Origin of the sequence: Pseudoalteromonas sp. RW-H-Ap-1, assembly GCF_048318575.1 — a bacterium.
Classification (GTDB): domain Bacteria; phylum Pseudomonadota; class Gammaproteobacteria; order Enterobacterales; family Alteromonadaceae; genus Pseudoalteromonas.
In genome coordinates, this window is sequence record NZ_CP166997.1 from 389,851 (window position 1) to 406,479 (window position 16,629).

The following is a 16,629-nucleotide window of genomic DNA, read 5'->3' on the forward strand; positions in this document are numbered from 1 at the left end:
CAAGTTAGCAGTTAGCTCTAATGCAAAATTGCTGTTAATTTTAGTATTTGCTAAAGCCTGACATATAAATAAATTTCTACACAATTCATTTGCCTACCCTACTTTTATAGTCTAATTTTTAAACTCATCCTAAAAATTTTAAGGTAGTGGTTTTTTCTTTTAAAGCCTCATTATGCGACTAACACTGATACATTCATTGCAAGGAAAAATGCTGCTTTATTTGGCATTTCCCGTAATGCTCATTATTACTGGTATCTTGAGTTACTGGTATTCAACCAGCCTTAATCAGGCCGTTATGCAAGCAAAGCTTAACTTGAGCCAGACCGCCGATACTATTGCTGCAAAAGTAAATGAAGAAACGCAGTTAGCAGTACGTACTACCGAAATTATGGCCTTAGCACAACAAAATGGATTGTTTGGTGATAGAGAGGCAAGTATTAACTTTGTTCGAGCAGTGCTTAAAATGAACCCTTCATTCGTAGGGGCTTCTTTTGGTTATGAGCCTAATGCCGATGATCAAGATCAAGCCTATGTGAATGCTTCGCCATTAAAAGAGGGCGTTTATGTAGACCAAACCGGTCGTTTTTTACCTTATTGGCATCGTGATTTTAGTGACTCTGAACGCTTGCTACTTGAGCCCTTGGTGGACATGGAATCTAGTCTTTATTATGAGGGAGTACGTCAACAGTTTTTACGTGATGGCAATACCGAGACGATGATCACTGAGCCTTATGTTTACGAGGGAAGAATGCTGGTTGAACAAAGCTCGCCCATTATCATTAACGATGAATTTGTTGGTATGGCAAGCGTAGATAGAGCACTTGCTGACATCACTGAATTTTTACAAACCATAAAGCAGCAATTAAAAATTGATGTTTTGCTACTCAGTCAACGCGACAACGTTATTGCAACGACATTGAATTACTCAGGATTAAAAACGAAAGCAATTTTAGATACTAATTATGCAAGTATAGCCAAGCAGCTAAAATCACAGGGACAAGAAAGAGAGGTGCTATCTGCTAACGATCCTTTTGATTCTGGGGTTTTCTATTTTGATAAGGCCAAGGTTGCCACTGGTAATTGGACAGTGATAGTGCGTCGCTCTGAAGCCGATATTATTGGGCCTATTCAAGCGCAATTTAAACCATTATTGGCAGCCGCTTTTGCAAGTGTATTACTGATTTTTTTACTCTTTTGGTATTTTATTAACAGAACAACTAAGCGAATTAATATTGCGATTAAATCTGTTGAACAGCTAGCTAATGGAGATTTATCCATTCATGCTCAAAAATATATGGCTCAAAAAGATGAGCTTGGCACTATGTTTAGAAGTTTTGAGCGTTTAATTAAAGCCAGTAAAGATATTGATCAGGTTTGCTCAGCTATAGCCAGTGGCGACTTTTCTCAAACTGTATCTAAGCGCGGCCCTCATGACCGTCTAAGTGATTCTATTAATTTAATGTCGAGTAAACGCTATGAGGCAGAACAAGCTTTACTTGAACAAACCATAAAGCTTCGCCGCACTCAACAAGAGCTTGTTGAAGCAGAAAAAATGTCATCACTTGGCAGTTTAGTTAGTGGCGTCGCACATGAAGTGAATACGCCATTAGGTGTTTGTGTAACTGCGACGTCGCATTTGAGAGAAATACTAATTGAAACTAAAAACAAAGTTGCTTCTGGCTCCTTGAGTAAAACGCAGTTTAGCGAGTTTATTACTGAAGTTGATTTAAGTTGTGACATTTTACTGAAAAATATGCAACGCGCCGCTGGTTTAATCAGCAGCTTTAAACGTGTTGCGGTTGATCAAACCACAGAAGAGCTCCGTAGCTTATATATTAGCCAATATTTTAATGAAGTGCTCAGAAGCCTGTATCACACAGTAAAAACGACAGAGATTGATATTAAGGTTACAGCAACCGAGCTTGAACCAGAGGTCTACTCTGATCCGGGGGCTTTAGCGCAAATTTTTACAAACTTAGTCATGAATTCTATTGTCCACGGCTATGGTAATGGCAATCGAAAAGGGCTAATCACGGTTCATATAGAATACTCAGAATATGTTCAAATTCATTATCAAGATGATGGATGCGGCTTGACTGAAGAAGCTCGAAAAAGAGTGTTTGATCCCTTTTACACCACAAATAGAGCGGGTGGCGGTAGCGGTTTAGGCATGAATATTGTGTATAACCTTGTTGTACACCGCTTGAAAGGGCAAATATTTGTAAAGAAAAAACAAACACCAGGTGTTTATTTTTTCATTCAATTTCCCTTAACGCTATCAACTCAATAATTAGCAGGGTGTGTTTATGGATTGGTTACAAGATGATGACGTTTTAAAGCAGGCTTTGGATATTGAAAACGTTGAACCATGGAAAATTTTAGTGGTGGATGACGATGATTCGGTGCACCAAGTAACTCAACTTGCAATGAAGCGCTTTGAATTTGAGCAACGCCCTATCGAGCTGCACAGTGTTTATAGTGCAGCTCAAGCAAAAGAAAAACTACAAAGCTCAGAACGCTATGCTTTAATTTTGCTCGATGTTGTTATGGAGACAGAGCATGCAGGCTTAGAGCTTGCTCGTTACATACGCCAAGACTTACAAAATGTGTACAGCCGAATTATTTTAAGAACCGGACAGCCAGGGGTTGCGCCAGAGCGCAGTGTTATCCGCGATTATGATATTGATGGCTATAAAGCAAAGAGCCAACTGCAAAGCCATGACCTTGAATTAATTTTTTATACTTCTTTGCGAGCGTATCGCGATATTTGCATGTTACAAACCCACCGCCATAATTTAAAGCGACTAATAAAAGCAATATCTACTATTACCCAAATTGGTGATTTATTTGAGTTTACCTCTGTTGTTATGGAAGAGCTTAAGTTAGTGCTGAATATGAGTGAGGCAAACCTCTATATTGATGCGCCTAAAGTATTTGGCATTTGCCAGCTAGATCAAAGATTACAAATGATTGAAGGAGAGATTTCTGGCATACATTTATTCACAGGCAATGGAATTGACAGTATTCCACAAAAACATCAAGAGTATTTTTTAAGAGCAAAGCAAACTAAGCAGAATTTTATAGCAGATGATCATTATGTTTATTTTCATCACTCCCAAAAAGGGCTCGATTCTATTTTAGCATTCCAATCATTACAACCGGTTAAAAAAGAAGCTCAGCAACTAGTCGATTTATTTTTAGGTAATGTGGTCTTAACATTTGAAAGCCTATTATTAGCCAATTCAGTTGAAGAAACACAACAGCTTGCTATATCGTTAATGGGTGGAGCGATGGAGTCACGCTCTAAAGAGACAGGTTCCCACGTGATCAGGGTAGGTTTATATGCCAAATTGTTAGCTGAGTTACATGATCAAAATAGAGCATATTGCGATAGAATTAGTTTAGCAGCGCAGTTGCACGATGTAGGAAAGGTTGGCGTTCCAGACTTGATTTTAAACAAACCTGCTAAATTAGACCCTGATGAATGGGAAATTATGAAACAGCACACCACCAAAGGCTGGGAAATACTCAAAGGTACGGGAAATCCTGTCATTGATATGGCGGCTAATATTGCGATTGATCATCATGAACGATGGGATGGAGCGGGTTATCCGCACGCTAAAAAACAGCAAGATATAAGTTTAGAGGGCCGAATTACTGCGATTGCTGATGTGTTCGATGCGTTATGTTGTCGTCGTTGTTATAAAGAGCCTTGGAGCATGGATGAAGCAAAAGCTGAGATAATTAAAGGCGCAGGTAATCATTTCGATCCGACGTTGGTTGAATTATTTGAATTGAATTTTAATGCGTTTAAACAAATTTATTTAGACAGGCCTGAGTAACGAGATTGTCGCTCCGATTGCGTTAGCCACAATCAAAGCGAACATAAGATTAATCGTATTTAGCTTCAAGTTCGTTGGCAGTATGAAACTTTTCGTGAGATTGTAATTGCTCATCGTATTTAACTAGGTTTTTAAAGTGCCCTAGTTGGCCAGCGTTTTTAACGATTTCAACAATAAACGACATCATAAAATCGGCACCAGTGAGAGTATCGCCCACTAAATAACGTTTGCCTTCAAGGCGGCTGTTAAAATAGCTAATTACTTTTGCGGTTTCAGCATCGGCATAGCCCTCTAAAAATTGCGTTTTAGCACCGTCTTTTTGCACAAACATTTTCAACAATAATGGTAAAATTGCAGAGCTTTCTGCAAAGTGAAGCCATTGTTGATAGTCTATAAATTCTGCAGTACCTGTGGCTGGTGCAAATTTACCTTTGCCATATTTAGTGATCAAATAATCTGTGATAGCGCCAGACTCGGCAATCACTAAGCCATCATCTTCTATAACCGGCGATTTACCCAGCGGATGCACACTTTTAAGCTCATCAGGGGCTAAAAAAGTTTCAGTATTGCGCTGATAAGCAACAATTTCGTAATCAACCTCAAGCTCTTCTAATAACCAAATAATACGTTTAGAACGAGACTTGTTTAAGTGGTGTAGTTTAATCATTTTCTTCCTTATTGAGCTGTGTTGAATTACAACACAGCCTGAATGTTATTATAGTGGGCTGTTAATCTTTACTACGGTTTTACCAAAGTTCTTCCCGCTGATCATGTCGTTAAATGCGCTGATGGTTTTTTCAAAACCATCTACAAGATGTTCGCGGTACTGAACTTTTCCGTCTTGCAGCCACTTTTGCATGTCTTGTGCAAATTCGTCATAACGGTGACCATAGTCATCAAAAATGATAAAGCCCTGCATTTTAATACGCTTAGTTAACAATTGTCCCATTAGCATACCTAATCTATCAGGACCTTCAGGCAAGCTGGTGGCATTATATTGCGATACCAAACCACAGATAGGCACGCGTGCTGAGGTATTAAGCAAAGGTAATACGGCATCAAATACTTTTCCGCCCACATTTTCATAATAAACATCAATGCCTTGATCACATGCCTTTTCTAATTGTTCAGCAAAATCTTTGGCTTTATGATCTATACACGCGTCAAAGCCAAGAGTTTCAACAGCATGAGCACATTTTTCGCTGCCACCGGCAACCCCAACTACTTTACAGCCTTTAATTTTAGCTATTTGACCAACCGTAGCACCCACAGGCCCGGTAGCTGCTGCAACAACCACGGTTTCACCTGCTTTAGGTGCGCCAATATCTAGTAAGCCCATGTAGGCGGTAAACCCAGGCATACCCATAATTCCTAAGGCATAAGACGGATTTGTTGGCTTTTTACCTAATGACATTAAGCCCTCGCCATTTGAGATAGCGTAAGTTTGCCAGCCTGTATACGCTAATACCCATTCGCCTTCGCTAAACTTATCGTTTTTAGATGATTCGACTTGGCAAACCGTTGCGCCAACCATTACATCACCAATTTCTACCGGATCGGCATATGATTTAGCATCGCTCATGCGGCCGCGCATGTAGGGGTCCAATGATAAATAAATAGTACGCAGCAATACTTCACCGTCCTTTAATGATGGTAACTCTACATTTTTAAGGTCAAAATTTTCATTAGTAGGGGCGCCATGTGGGCGTGATGCTAAAGTAAATTGACGACTGGTTATAGACATAAAAACCTCCAAATAAAGTGAAAAACCACCTACTACCGAATGTTTAAGCTTTAAAACTATACATTGCTCAACAATAATGCGCGGATAGGTAGAAAAAATATGTACCTTAATACACGAGCTTTGGGCGAGAGGTGGTTAATTCAACCGTCGAAAGGATTTAATTAGAACAATTACTCTGTTTTAGCACGCTAAATACATAGCTATCAAAATAGTGACCATTTTTATAAATTGCTTTCTTTAAAATAGCTTCGTTATTAAAGCCATTTTTAAGCAACGCGCTCATTGAGCCAACATTACCAGCAAATACAGCCGCATGAATACGGTTTAAGTTAGTACTTTCAAACACTTCTTTAGTAATCAACTCTATGGCTTGGGTAATAATACCTTGCCCCCAATACTGCTGACTAAGCCAATAACCTATTTCGCCACTGCGGCTATACTCAAATTCACCAGGAATAACACCAATACAACCAACACACAGGCCATCAACTTCAATGGCTTTAATGATGCCAAATTTTGCTCCCTCATTTACCCACCAGCTTGCATCTGCTTGGGTATAAGGAAATGGAATTTTAGAGGACAAATAGCGAGCTACTTGTTGATCGTTCAAAATGGTGACTATTTGGCAGGTATCGTGTTGTTTAAATGCTCGTAAAGTGATCATGCTACAAATGAGTTTGTTATTATCAGCCAATAACTTAGCAAGCTTTAAACGCTTAAACAATGAAAAACAATTCATTAAAATTAAAGTGTATACAGGTATAACTTTGTGTAAAACTCTTTTAAAATGTAAAAAACACCCAGACAGAGTCTCTATGCATCCTCATATCGAAGCCCTTTATAATAGCGCTAAAAAGCCCAGTCGTTTAATTATTGGTTTAATGAGTGGCACCTCTTTAGATGGTTTAGATGTGGCGCTATGTAAAATAACCGGTGCGGGTTTACATACACAAATAGAGGTTAAAAATTTTACTACGGTTGAATACAGCGACGAATATAAAACTAAAATAAAGCAGGTATTTGCTAAGCGCGAATGCGATTTAGAAGTGCTGACTTTATTACACCCTTGGGTGGGGAAACTCCATGGTGCTATGGTTAATCAGTGCTTGACTGCATGGGGTATTGACCCTGCGAGTATTGATGCCATCGCAAGCCACGGGCAAACTATTTATCACTGTCCGCAGTCGCAGCATAACCATCATGACTTTAAACATGGCACCTTGCAAATAGGTGATAGTGACCAAATAGCAGTTACGACAGGCATTACCACTGTTGGCGATTTTAGGCAAAAGCACATAGCCGCAGGAGGTGAAGGCGCACCTTTAGCGGTATATGGCGATTATTTATTTTTTGCCAGCCCTGATGAAAACCGCATTTTATTAAACATGGGTGGCATTGCAAATTTAACGTTTTTACCTAAAAACGGTGATACTAGTAGCGTGTTTAGTAGCGACATAGGCCCAGGTAACACCATTATGGATGCCTACGTACAGTCTTATTTTAAAGGGCTGCATTATGATGAGGGCGCAAAGCTTGCCAAAGCAGGCAAGGTGAATGCAAAACTGCTAAAAGCGCTCAGCGATAATGCGTTTTTTAAATTACCACTGCCAAAAACAACAGGGCCTGAGGTGTTTAATTTAGCCTTATTACGCGCAGCCCAAGCCCAAACCGCAACCCAAGATTTAATCCATGAAGATGTGTTGGCGACATTAAATGCGCTTTCTGCGACTACGATTGCTAGGGCGTTAAATGACTGTGCTGAAGGGGTTCAAAACTGTGTGGTATATGCCAGTGGTGGAGGAATTCATAATCCATTATTGATGGAGCAATTACTAATACACTGCCCAAATATTAAGGCGTTTAAGAATACTGATGATTTAGGTGTTCACCCCGATGCCAAAGAGGCGGTGCTGTTTGCTATTTTGGCAAACGAATGTTTAGCAGGGCAGCGACAAAGTGCAAAAAATAAAAGGGGTGGAATTTTAGATATTACTATGGGTAAAGTGAGCTTTGCTGATTAACTAATTAAAGCTTAATGGAAAAGTTTATAACAAGAGCTAAAAAAGTGAGATTAAAGCTGTTCCCACACTGGCAAGGTACTGACGAACGCGATGAGGCTTTGGCGGCGTAATCGTATTTATTGGTACAGTATATCCATTACCAAATTGGTTAATGTGCATATCAAACTGCAAGCTATTTTTTAACGTACCGTGTTTACCATGCAAAATCATTTGCATTACAAAACCACGACGGTGCGCTATTTGACTTAACCTAAGCGTGACTCGTCCTTGCTCTAAATCAAGTTGGCTGAGCTTTTTTTCTGTGTAGTACTGAGCTTCACGTGCGTTTGGCAACGTTGCGCTAAGTGAAATAATATCACCTTCATGGGCAGCCTCAGGCAAAACGCATTGCAAAGCAATTTGATGCTGGCTATTGGCCTGCTGTGACAGCGTTTCAAATTCCATGCTGTGGCTCAGTGCCGCAGAGATAGGATCTTCAAATGACGGTAGTGCAAAGGTTAATTGCACCATGGATTCACTCATGGGGGCTTATAAAACTATATTGACTAATAATGCAGCTATTATCGCTGATGATTATTGCATAATTATGACTAAGCTAAAGCGCTTAATACAAATGCTAGTTTTAATTGTAATTTTGAACTAAAGGTATTGTTTTAAATCAGTATTATATTTACGGAATAAATTATAATAGCCGCTCAATAACCACTGCGATAAACGTATATACAATTTAAGAATGGATTAACGTCTTACCTCAGCGATAAAAAACAATACTCTTACTGAATTTTTTGTTAATTGCGCCAGTTTTTTATTGTTAAATAATGGGTGCTTTTTTGTTTTTGTTTCAATTTTGCAACAAAATAGCTTGAAAAAAAACCAAGCTAGCCATAAAGTGCAGTTAAGGGCCCAAATACATAACACACTACCAAACGGGTTGTGAGAAATTAGATGGCACTAATAAAAAATAATTTATGGAAACTCTTTTGTTTTTTGCTATTGGGCGGTCTAGTCCTATTAAGCGTTTTGTTGGCTTATGAATGGCGAAATATCGAAAAAGAATACCGCACAAGCTCCCAAAATCGTGTGGATTTCTCTGCGCAAGCACTTAAAAGCACCCTCAGAAATAAAGAGCTTATGCTGGATCTAATTGGCAGAGATATTCTTTCAAACAATAACTTACCCGAGAAAACATCAACAATAAAACTCCTCGACAATATTTTACTAGAAAACCCTGTGTTATTAGGCTTTGGACTGTTTAATCCCCAAGGGGAAATTATTTACTACAGTTCAAATTTAAATGCCTCAACAATGATCAACCTTAAGAAAAATGAAAAAACCCGTCAAAGTTTTGCACAAACTCTTAGTTCAGACAAAATGGTGGTAGGGCAAACTTATTTTAATCAGTCGTTACAAGAATGGGTTATTCCAATAAGGAAGTCATTACGCGACAAAAGTGGCTCTGTGATTGCTGTAATGACTGCAGGATTGGCTGTATCAAGAGGCGCTAAGTACCTCAATATTTTGCAAAGTAATAGTGACGATTACATTATCATAGCAAGAGAGATTGATGGTTTTATTCAATACACTTCCGTAAAAGATGCAGACATAGCTAGCTATACAAAAACCAAAATTAAGCAGGCGTTAGGGTTATCTGATAATTCTTTGATAAAGCAAACGGGCAAGGATAAAGAAATATTTAAATCCTCAGGAGAGGTGTTTAGTATTGATACACATATAGGAGATAAACCTTATATCACATCTGCAAAATTTGATAATCGCTATCAGTTATGGACACTCTCAAACAGAGCGATGCAGCCAATAAAAAGTGTATTTTATTGGAAGGTCTGTTGGTATTCTTTCATTTATTTACTGATTTGTACGCTCTTATATTTTGGTTTTAGGTTTATTGCTCGTGCTGAGCAAAAACGGATTGATGAGCTATTTTATCTTTCTCGTAATGATGATTTAACTAAGTTACCTAATCGAAAAGCACTGCGTGATAGTTTTGAAGCGAAAAAAGAGACATCGTTTAGCTTAGCAATTATAAACATTACCAATTTACGTTCGATGAATAATCGCTTCGGTATGGAGTACAGTGATAAGGCAATTAAAACCTATGCTGCAATGTTGCAAGCGACATTTGCAGCTCCATATTTGGTTTTTAGAAACAGTGGCAATGAATTTTGCATTATTACACCGCATTTATTGGATGAACAAAACAGGCATGTGTTTGAACAAAGCCTAGCGTCCAGCATTCAACATTACGAAGTTAATAACTCTGAACGTCTTTTAAATATTAGTGTCGGTGTGGCCAACTACCCAGAGCATGGCACAAACAAAAGTAAACTAGTGCGCAGCGCACATTTGGCTAATCAATGGGCAAAAGATACAGGACAGTGGCTGTGCCATTACCATGCAGGTATAAAACAAGCTTATTTACGCCGTTTAAAAGTAGAAGAGCGGTTGAATGTAGCGCTAAGTGAGCAATCATTCTCTATGGCCTATCAGTGCCAAGTAAATGAACAGGGTAAAATTCATGCTATGGAAGCACTAATTCGTTGGCATGATAGCGAGTTGGGTATGGTTTCACCTGCTGAGTTTATTGCTATTGCGGAGCAAAGTGATTTAATTTTTAAAATCGGTGACTTTGTTTTGTCGCGCTCTATTAGTGAATTTGCAACGATGCAACAACATAACGATACGCCTCTTGAACTAGCAATCAACATTTCTGTGATGCAATTTCAAAGCAGTGCTTTTATTCCTAAGTTATTGCAAAGTATAGAGGCGCACAATGTTGCTCCGCGCAGTATCATTTTAGAAATTACAGAGTCACTGTTTATGGATAACCTTGAACATGTGATTGAAACTATACTGAGCTTAAAATCGCGTGGAATACGTTTCTCGATGGATGATTTTGGTACAGGCTATTCATCACTGAGTTTATTAAGACGCCTGCCCATAGATGAACTTAAAATAGATAAAAGCTTTGTAGATGATATTTTAATAGATCCTAAGTCTATCAGCATGGTGCAAAGTATTATTGCCATTGCCAACAGCCATAACATAAGCGTTATCGCTGAAGGCGTGGAAGAGCAGGCACAATTTGATATGTTAGTGGATATTGGCTGTAAACGTTTTCAGGGGTATTACTTTTACAAACCTGTGAACGCCACTTCTGTAATTGAATACCTGCAAGCTAACTAGTAGCCGCGCGACTAAGGCGATCATTCACTGCAGCCCACTCACTGATTACTGGCGGCTTTTCGATATAAATATTCAATGGGGTCGTCTCATCAATAAGATGCAGTGCTTTATACATATTTTTAGCGTATTCAATAGGGCAACTACTGAGCTTAGTAATACGTTCTGATGGAATGTCGCCCGCTAATAATTGCTGTTGCACTTGAGTCGAATAGATTAAATAGTGACTTTTACCCTGAGAGTTTTCACTCAAAATTTTAGCGAAATCTTCAGTATTAGCCAACATGGCTGGTGCATGAGGCTGATAATGCGCTTTTACATTACCCGGCACCACTTCGTTATGTGAATGTGGCGTGCTGACATGCAGTCCAGTTTTTTGCAAAATATCAGATGCTGAAATTGGTCCTGGGCGTAATATGCGTAACTGCTCTGAGCTGGCATCGACAATAGTCGATTCAATACCTACATTGCATTCGCCTCCTTGTAATACCGCACTAATACTACCATTCAAATCGCGCATAACATGAGCTGCGTTGATTGGGCTCAATTGCTTGTATCGATTAGCCGAGGGAGCTGCAAGACCAGTATTTAATTGTTTTAGTACCGCTAAAAACTCAGGATGCGCAGGCACGCGAAGTCCAATGGTGGGCAAGCCGCCTGTTACCGGACTATTTAAATCATCTTTAGCATTTAAAATTAGGGTGAGTGGGCCAGGCCAAAATGCATCAGCAAGCGTGATGGCTGCCTTATTTACATTTTTTGCCCAGTGATGCACATGTGACTGATTGGGAATATGCACAATGAGCGGGTGATTTGTTGGGCGTCCTTTCGCTGCAAATATTTTCGCTACAGCATCACTATTAGTCGCATCTGCGGCTAAGCCATATACGGTTTCTGTGGGTAAAGCGACGCATTCGCCAGCTTTTAATAATGCAACGGCTTGGTTAATACGCTCTTCAGTATTTAATAATTGAGTCGGTTGTATTGATGTCATAATAACTCTTAAGGATTACAAAAATGGCAATATGTTGCATCGGCAACGTGTTTCTCATTCGCTTCAATATGGTTATAGCCGCAGCTATCACACAAAGAGGTTGTTGATTTTACTTGTTGTGTGGGCATGTTACACAGCTCACAGGGCAAGCCTTTAGTGAGTTGTTTGGCAACAAAGTTAGCACACTGGCATTGTGGACATTTTGATGCCAACCGCCTTGCTAAGTCCTCGGCAGCGAGGCGAATAATAGCTTGGCGTTGCGGGCTATACATAGCTCTTAAATCAGGCGTGATTATGCCGGCTTTGGGCACTTTTTCTTTAAATAAAGCAACCAAGCCTTCAAAGCTTAGCCCTTTAAAAAGTGTTTGAGTGTCATCAAGTATCCAGTGCTGCTCTTTAAAGCGCTGGCATGCGACCGTGATTGATTCAACATTAGTCTCGCTGTTAATGGTTAAGCTGCTGGGTGAAAATGGCCCGCCTGCATGTCCATAAATAGCGATGTCTGTGCGTTTATCGTAAAAACAAATTACTTCTTCATCCCAGTTCATTAACCCAGGGTATGGGCCACCTCCAAAGCTGCCTTCACTACCAAGCCCATATTGCTCGCCAGTGAGTTCACACGCTTGTTGAGCTTTTATTAGTGCCGCTATTTGGGCACTGCAATCACGCTGCACTTCATTAGTAAACATCCCAAGCGTATCGGTATCAAATAGACTGGTTGTTACCACATTATAGCCAAGTGGCTTCAATTCGGGTGCGATCAAAGGTGCCTTTTTATGTTTAGTGGCAATGACGGCGTTTAACATTAATTATATCTGCTCTGTGGAGGGGGCAATTGCAATGAAGTGTCCATTTTCAAAGCGCTCTAGCGTATTGTCATCGCCCCAACGAATGAGTGTTAGCCAATGGTTATCAATTAGTTCCTTCACCATCGTATGCTTGTTATAAATTGCTGAGATTGCTGATTGTGGCGCAGCAATATATACATTAAGGCGAATAGGTTCGTGCATCCATTTATCGCCATTGTGTAGCGATTGCATGGCCAAGCCAATGCACAGATCGCCGCCATTACCTTCAAATAAGCCAATATTACCGCCCACAGCATTGTGAAGTATTTTATTACCACTGCCGTATTTGTGATTGTCGTTAACCGAGGCATTATATTGGCTATTGATCCAATGGGTGACTATCATAGGCGCGGTCATAATAAGCTCTAATATTGCAAAGTCGTTATCGCTTTCCCACTCATAATCGTGTAAGAAACAGCGTCCCTGTAAGTTAATATTTCGCGTCCATGCGCGCGGCGCGACAATAAAGGCGGCATTATTTGCAAGCCCCCATTCAGGGCGGACCTGCGACCAATCGCGGGCACGTTGATGATAAGCGTGATTAATTTTATCCGCTGATTTATCAACCAGCTTTGGCTCTATATTAACTAAGCGCTCTTGCTGAGCTGTTTGTGTTGCCACACTGAGCCATTTTTTTAGATTATCATCCAATTGAGCATCATAGATGGTGATCGCATCTGTGGTTGTATTATGAATGGCTGCAATAAACTGGGTGTTTTCTGACAGTGTGAGTCCGCGAGTTTTAAGTGCTTGGCGTACTTGAGTATCGTTAAGTAGGCTTGCGAGCACTCTCACATTTACTTCACCACTTTGCCCGCCACAGGCGCCGCAATCTAGGCCTGCACTGTGTAAGTTATTGGTTGTATGGCTAGCGTGACCCACTAACATTACCTGTGGTGCCAACGCTTTTATACCTAGGGTTGTAAGCACTTTTTGGGCTAAATCGGTTTTGTCTTTTAGGGTAAGTTGCTGCTGGTTTTGTGTTAATTGCCAGTCAGTCGGAGTGCACTTTTTAGCATTGCCTTTAGATAAAAAGGTATTTTTTATTAGTTTAAATGCGTATAGCCAACCTGCTGATTCAACCATAGAAAACGATGAAGGGGCCGATTTTGACCAGCTTTGCCATGTGGCACTATTTTGGCGTGAAGCTTCAAGCGTCGCATCTTTGTGAGTTTGTGTGGCATGTATAGCTGGTTTAAGTAGCCCAGGGAGCTGTGGGCGAGTAATAGCACTGCCATTTTCTTGATATTCCAGCGGTAAACCAAAAAAACCAGCAAAGCCAAAAGTTTCAATATGTTGACTTTGAGACTCTAGCGCACGGCGAATCACTTCCGAGCGAACATCAATACAAAACACCGCTTGTAATTGAGCGTTTTTCACGGGGGCTTTAGTCGCGGTTTGCAGCGCATCATTAAGTGGATATTGAAAACTGAGTTCTAGCGCTTTTGCCCACACCCATAATGGTTTTTGCGCTAGTTTATGTGCATGTAAGCGCTCAATGACAAGCGCTTTTTCTTGTTGCCACTGACTTTGTAGTTGCTTAAATGTAGCACTATCGTGATTGGCTAGGTACTGCCAAATCACTAGGTCCCATGCCATGCGCATGGCCAGAAGTTGCTTCATCTCATTTGTTGGCGTGTCGTAAAGCTGACCTTGAAAACGCAAATACGCAAGCCAAGATGCCCAGCCGTTAATATCTAAAAGCAGTGAGTGAGCGTATAACTCTAACGAATCATTGTCTATATTAAGCGTTTTAAGGGTCAGTGCAATCAGTTCATCTGCGCATGTAGGTAATTGCTTAAAGTAGCCATTTAAATGCCGCTCATCCATAACAATGCTAATGCCTTTATCCGCTTGAATAACAGTTAGCCAATGGCGATATAATTCAGATGGGGCTTGAGTATCATTACGATGCAGCATAGGACCGAGTTGTTGATAATGCGCCGCACAAAACTGACTTAATTGATGAGTAATTTCATCATGCCAAGCCATTTTATGCTTATTACGTTGCTGGTCGAGTAAATCAGCAATGTTGTGCCAGTCCACTAATGGCACATCAATCTTAAGCGCTTGTAATAGTTGCTCTTTATTAAAGTCACTATTAAGTAGCGTTGCGGCATCGGCTAAGTATTTGTCGGTAATTATGCCGGTGTTATATTTTTGCAGATAAAAATCACTAGGCATTAGCATGTTGGTATTACATAAGGTATCCAGTCGTGCGCTTACATCTTCAATTGGCATATGGCGCATTTCCCAAAATGGGTTAACTGCAATCATCTGATCTAACGGCCAGTTTGGTGCTATGTAACCGCATACTTTATTAAGTAGGCTATTTTGACTGTCGCTTAGCGAGAGTGCTCTATTATCTGAAGGCGTTAGAGTGCTCATTTTGATTCCTCAATAGTGATCCCAGCGGCATGATTTTTTAAATCAGTGTGGCCATTATTAGGCAAATTTATCGGCCATATTTTTAGTGTTAATCGTGTAAACCACTCATCTAAATACAAGCCTGCAAATAATAAAGTAGATAACGATTTAACCTGAGGGCGCCAAGATTGATAGCGCAAACAGTAGCTTGCTATCATTAAGGTTAAAATAAGGGCTATTACCCAACTGTCGGCCAGGCTAAATGCAGGTTCACGCCACTGCTCAAGGGGAAGTGCAAACGCAAAGATATTTTTAGCCGCTACATAGCTAAAGACCACTAATAGTGCAATTAACAGTTTTTTACTGCGTGTTTTAGCCGTAGCTGTACCATGCTGATTTGCAAGCAAAATGGTTAACGCTGATGCTAAAAGCAACCAAATACTTACCGCTCCCTGATAAGAGCTGATAAACCATGCTGCGCCAACGATTATTATTGAAATAAGCGCACCGGCTAACCAGTCAAAGCATACGGGTGATTGTTTTGGCATATGGCGGCGGATAAGATCTTCATTTACGCCATTACCTGAGTTTAAAAATGCGAAAGCTTTATAAGTTGAGTGGGTAACAAGGTGAAGTAAAGCCAGTTCAAATAACCCCAGCGCACACTCTACCAGCATTAAGCCCATTTGCGCACTGGTAGACCAAGCAAGCCGAACTTTAACGCTTATTCGGGTGGTCATTATTAATGCGCTGATCACCGTAGTTAAGCCAGCAACAATTAAAATTAACCATTGTGCTGCGCTAGCTTGAATAAACAAAGGCGCAAATAAAATTAATAAAAAGCCTCCTAAATTAATGACTCCCGCATGTAATAACGCGCTCACCGGTGTCGGTACTTCAACCACTTTAATTAGCCAGCCGTGTATTGGGAGTTGAGCGCATTTTATTAAAGCCGCAAAGGCAATTAAAAAAGCGGCGACTTGCTCTGCAAAAGACAGTGGTAGTGTGGTGGTGTTATAAAAGGCGGTTATATCACTTATGTACAGGCTATTGTGAGTGAACCACAAAATACCAAATGCAATTAGTAATAAGGATTCGGCAACACGTGCCACAATAAATTTTTTATGGGCGGCAAGCACCGCTCGTGGGCGCTCAGGGTAAAACATTAAAAGTTTATGTAGTGCTAAACTTATCGCCACCCAGCCTAGCCAAAATAGCGCTAAGTGGTTACTCATAACCACAACTAATACGGCAGTGATGGTAAGTAGTAGCCATCGCCAAAAGTAGTTTACACGTGGCTCACCTTGCATATAGTGCTTACAAAAGCGAATTAATATTAGCGTGATAAATAATATAAGCCCCAGCATAATAATTCGGGTCATGGTCAGCGATAAGAAACTGAGTAAATTAAAAGCATAAATTTGATGAAGCGTAATAGCTGTTATAAATGCAAGGCTATTAAACACCATTACTTTAAACAGCACATGACCATTTGAAGCGCGCGATTGTTGGCCAATTAACCAGGCTGCTATAAATGTGCTTAAAGGCATTATTAGCAGTAACAACGAAATAATATACTCACTCATTCAGTGCTCCTTATTTAGTGAGCAAAGTA

12 protein-coding genes are annotated in these 16,629 nt (G+C 40.2%); 4 read left to right on the plus strand and 8 right to left on the minus strand.

Features of this window, described 5'->3' with window-relative positions; genetic code table 11:
* The first annotated feature begins 172 nt into the window (after window positions 1–172).
* Complete coding sequence (locus AB8618_RS18180) at window positions 173–2,290, plus strand: ATP-binding protein (protein WP_409425616.1); 2,118 nt, start codon at window positions 173–175, stop codon at window positions 2,288–2,290.
* Between the two features lie 16 nt (window positions 2,291–2,306).
* Complete coding sequence (locus AB8618_RS18185) at window positions 2,307–3,842, plus strand: HD domain-containing phosphohydrolase (RefSeq protein WP_409425617.1); 1,536 nt, start codon at window positions 2,307–2,309, stop codon at window positions 3,840–3,842.
* 49 nt (window positions 3,843–3,891) lie between these two features.
* Here the strand turns inward: AB8618_RS18185 and AB8618_RS18190 are convergent, their stop codons facing one another.
* The 3 genes from AB8618_RS18190 to AB8618_RS18200 form a co-directional block, all read right to left on the minus strand.
* Window positions 3,892–4,509, minus strand: coding sequence for a glutathione S-transferase family protein (locus AB8618_RS18190; RefSeq protein ID WP_413403499.1), 618 nt, complete (start codon window positions 4,507–4,509; stop codon window positions 3,892–3,894).
* Between the two features lie 48 nt (window positions 4,510–4,557).
* The gene (locus tag AB8618_RS18195) at window positions 4,558–5,586 is read right to left on the minus strand and encodes an NADP-dependent oxidoreductase (protein WP_413403501.1); all 1,029 of its coding nucleotides are present in this window, start codon (window positions 5,584–5,586) and stop codon (window positions 4,558–4,560) included.
* 157 nt (window positions 5,587–5,743) lie between these two features.
* A complete protein-coding gene (locus AB8618_RS18200) occupies window positions 5,744–6,250 on the minus strand; it encodes a GNAT family N-acetyltransferase (protein ID WP_409426131.1) in 507 nt (168 codons plus the stop codon).
* 151 nt (window positions 6,251–6,401) lie between these two features.
* Between AB8618_RS18200 and AB8618_RS18205 the strand changes: the two genes are divergently transcribed.
* The gene (locus AB8618_RS18205; RefSeq protein ID WP_413403503.1) at window positions 6,402–7,607 is read left to right on the plus strand and encodes an anhydro-N-acetylmuramic acid kinase; all 1,206 of its coding nucleotides are present in this window, start codon (window positions 6,402–6,404) and stop codon (window positions 7,605–7,607) included.
* A 36-nt stretch (window positions 7,608–7,643) separates the two neighbouring features.
* Here AB8618_RS18205 and AB8618_RS18210 read toward each other — a convergent pair whose 3' ends face one another.
* Window positions 7,644–8,129, minus strand: a complete 486-nt coding sequence (locus tag AB8618_RS18210) for a hypothetical protein (protein WP_198522863.1) — start codon at window positions 8,127–8,129, stop codon at window positions 7,644–7,646.
* Window positions 8,130–8,630: 501 nt separating this feature from the next.
* Between AB8618_RS18210 and AB8618_RS18215 the strand changes: the two genes are divergently transcribed.
* A complete protein-coding gene (locus AB8618_RS18215; protein ID WP_409425621.1) occupies window positions 8,631–10,808 on the plus strand; it encodes an EAL domain-containing protein in 2,178 nt (725 codons plus the stop codon).
* Here AB8618_RS18215 and AB8618_RS18220 read toward each other — a convergent pair.
* Genes AB8618_RS18220 through AB8618_RS18235 form a run of 4 tightly spaced genes read right to left on the minus strand, consistent with a single transcriptional unit; the run spans window position 10,801 to window position 16,600 of the window.
* Window positions 10,801–11,799, minus strand: a complete 999-nt coding sequence (locus tag AB8618_RS18220) for an L-threonylcarbamoyladenylate synthase (RefSeq protein WP_409425622.1) — start codon at window positions 11,797–11,799, stop codon at window positions 10,801–10,803. The genes AB8618_RS18215 and AB8618_RS18220 overlap by 8 nt on opposite strands.
* An 8-nt stretch (window positions 11,800–11,807) precedes the next feature.
* Window positions 11,808–12,605: a DUF6671 family protein gene (locus AB8618_RS18225; protein WP_409425623.1), complete on the minus strand. Its 798-nt coding sequence runs from the start codon at window positions 12,603–12,605 to the stop codon at window positions 11,808–11,810.
* 3 nt (window positions 12,606–12,608) lie between these two features.
* Entirely contained in the window at window positions 12,609–15,035 is a 2,427-nt protein-coding gene (locus AB8618_RS18230; RefSeq protein WP_409425624.1) for a DUF2309 domain-containing protein, read from the minus strand.
* Entirely contained in the window at window positions 15,032–16,600 is a 1,569-nt protein-coding gene (locus AB8618_RS18235) for an NADH-quinone oxidoreductase subunit L (protein ID WP_409425625.1), read from the minus strand. Before AB8618_RS18235 ends, AB8618_RS18230 begins: the two co-directional genes overlap by 4 nt.
* Window positions 16,601–16,629: the final 29 nt, after the last annotated feature.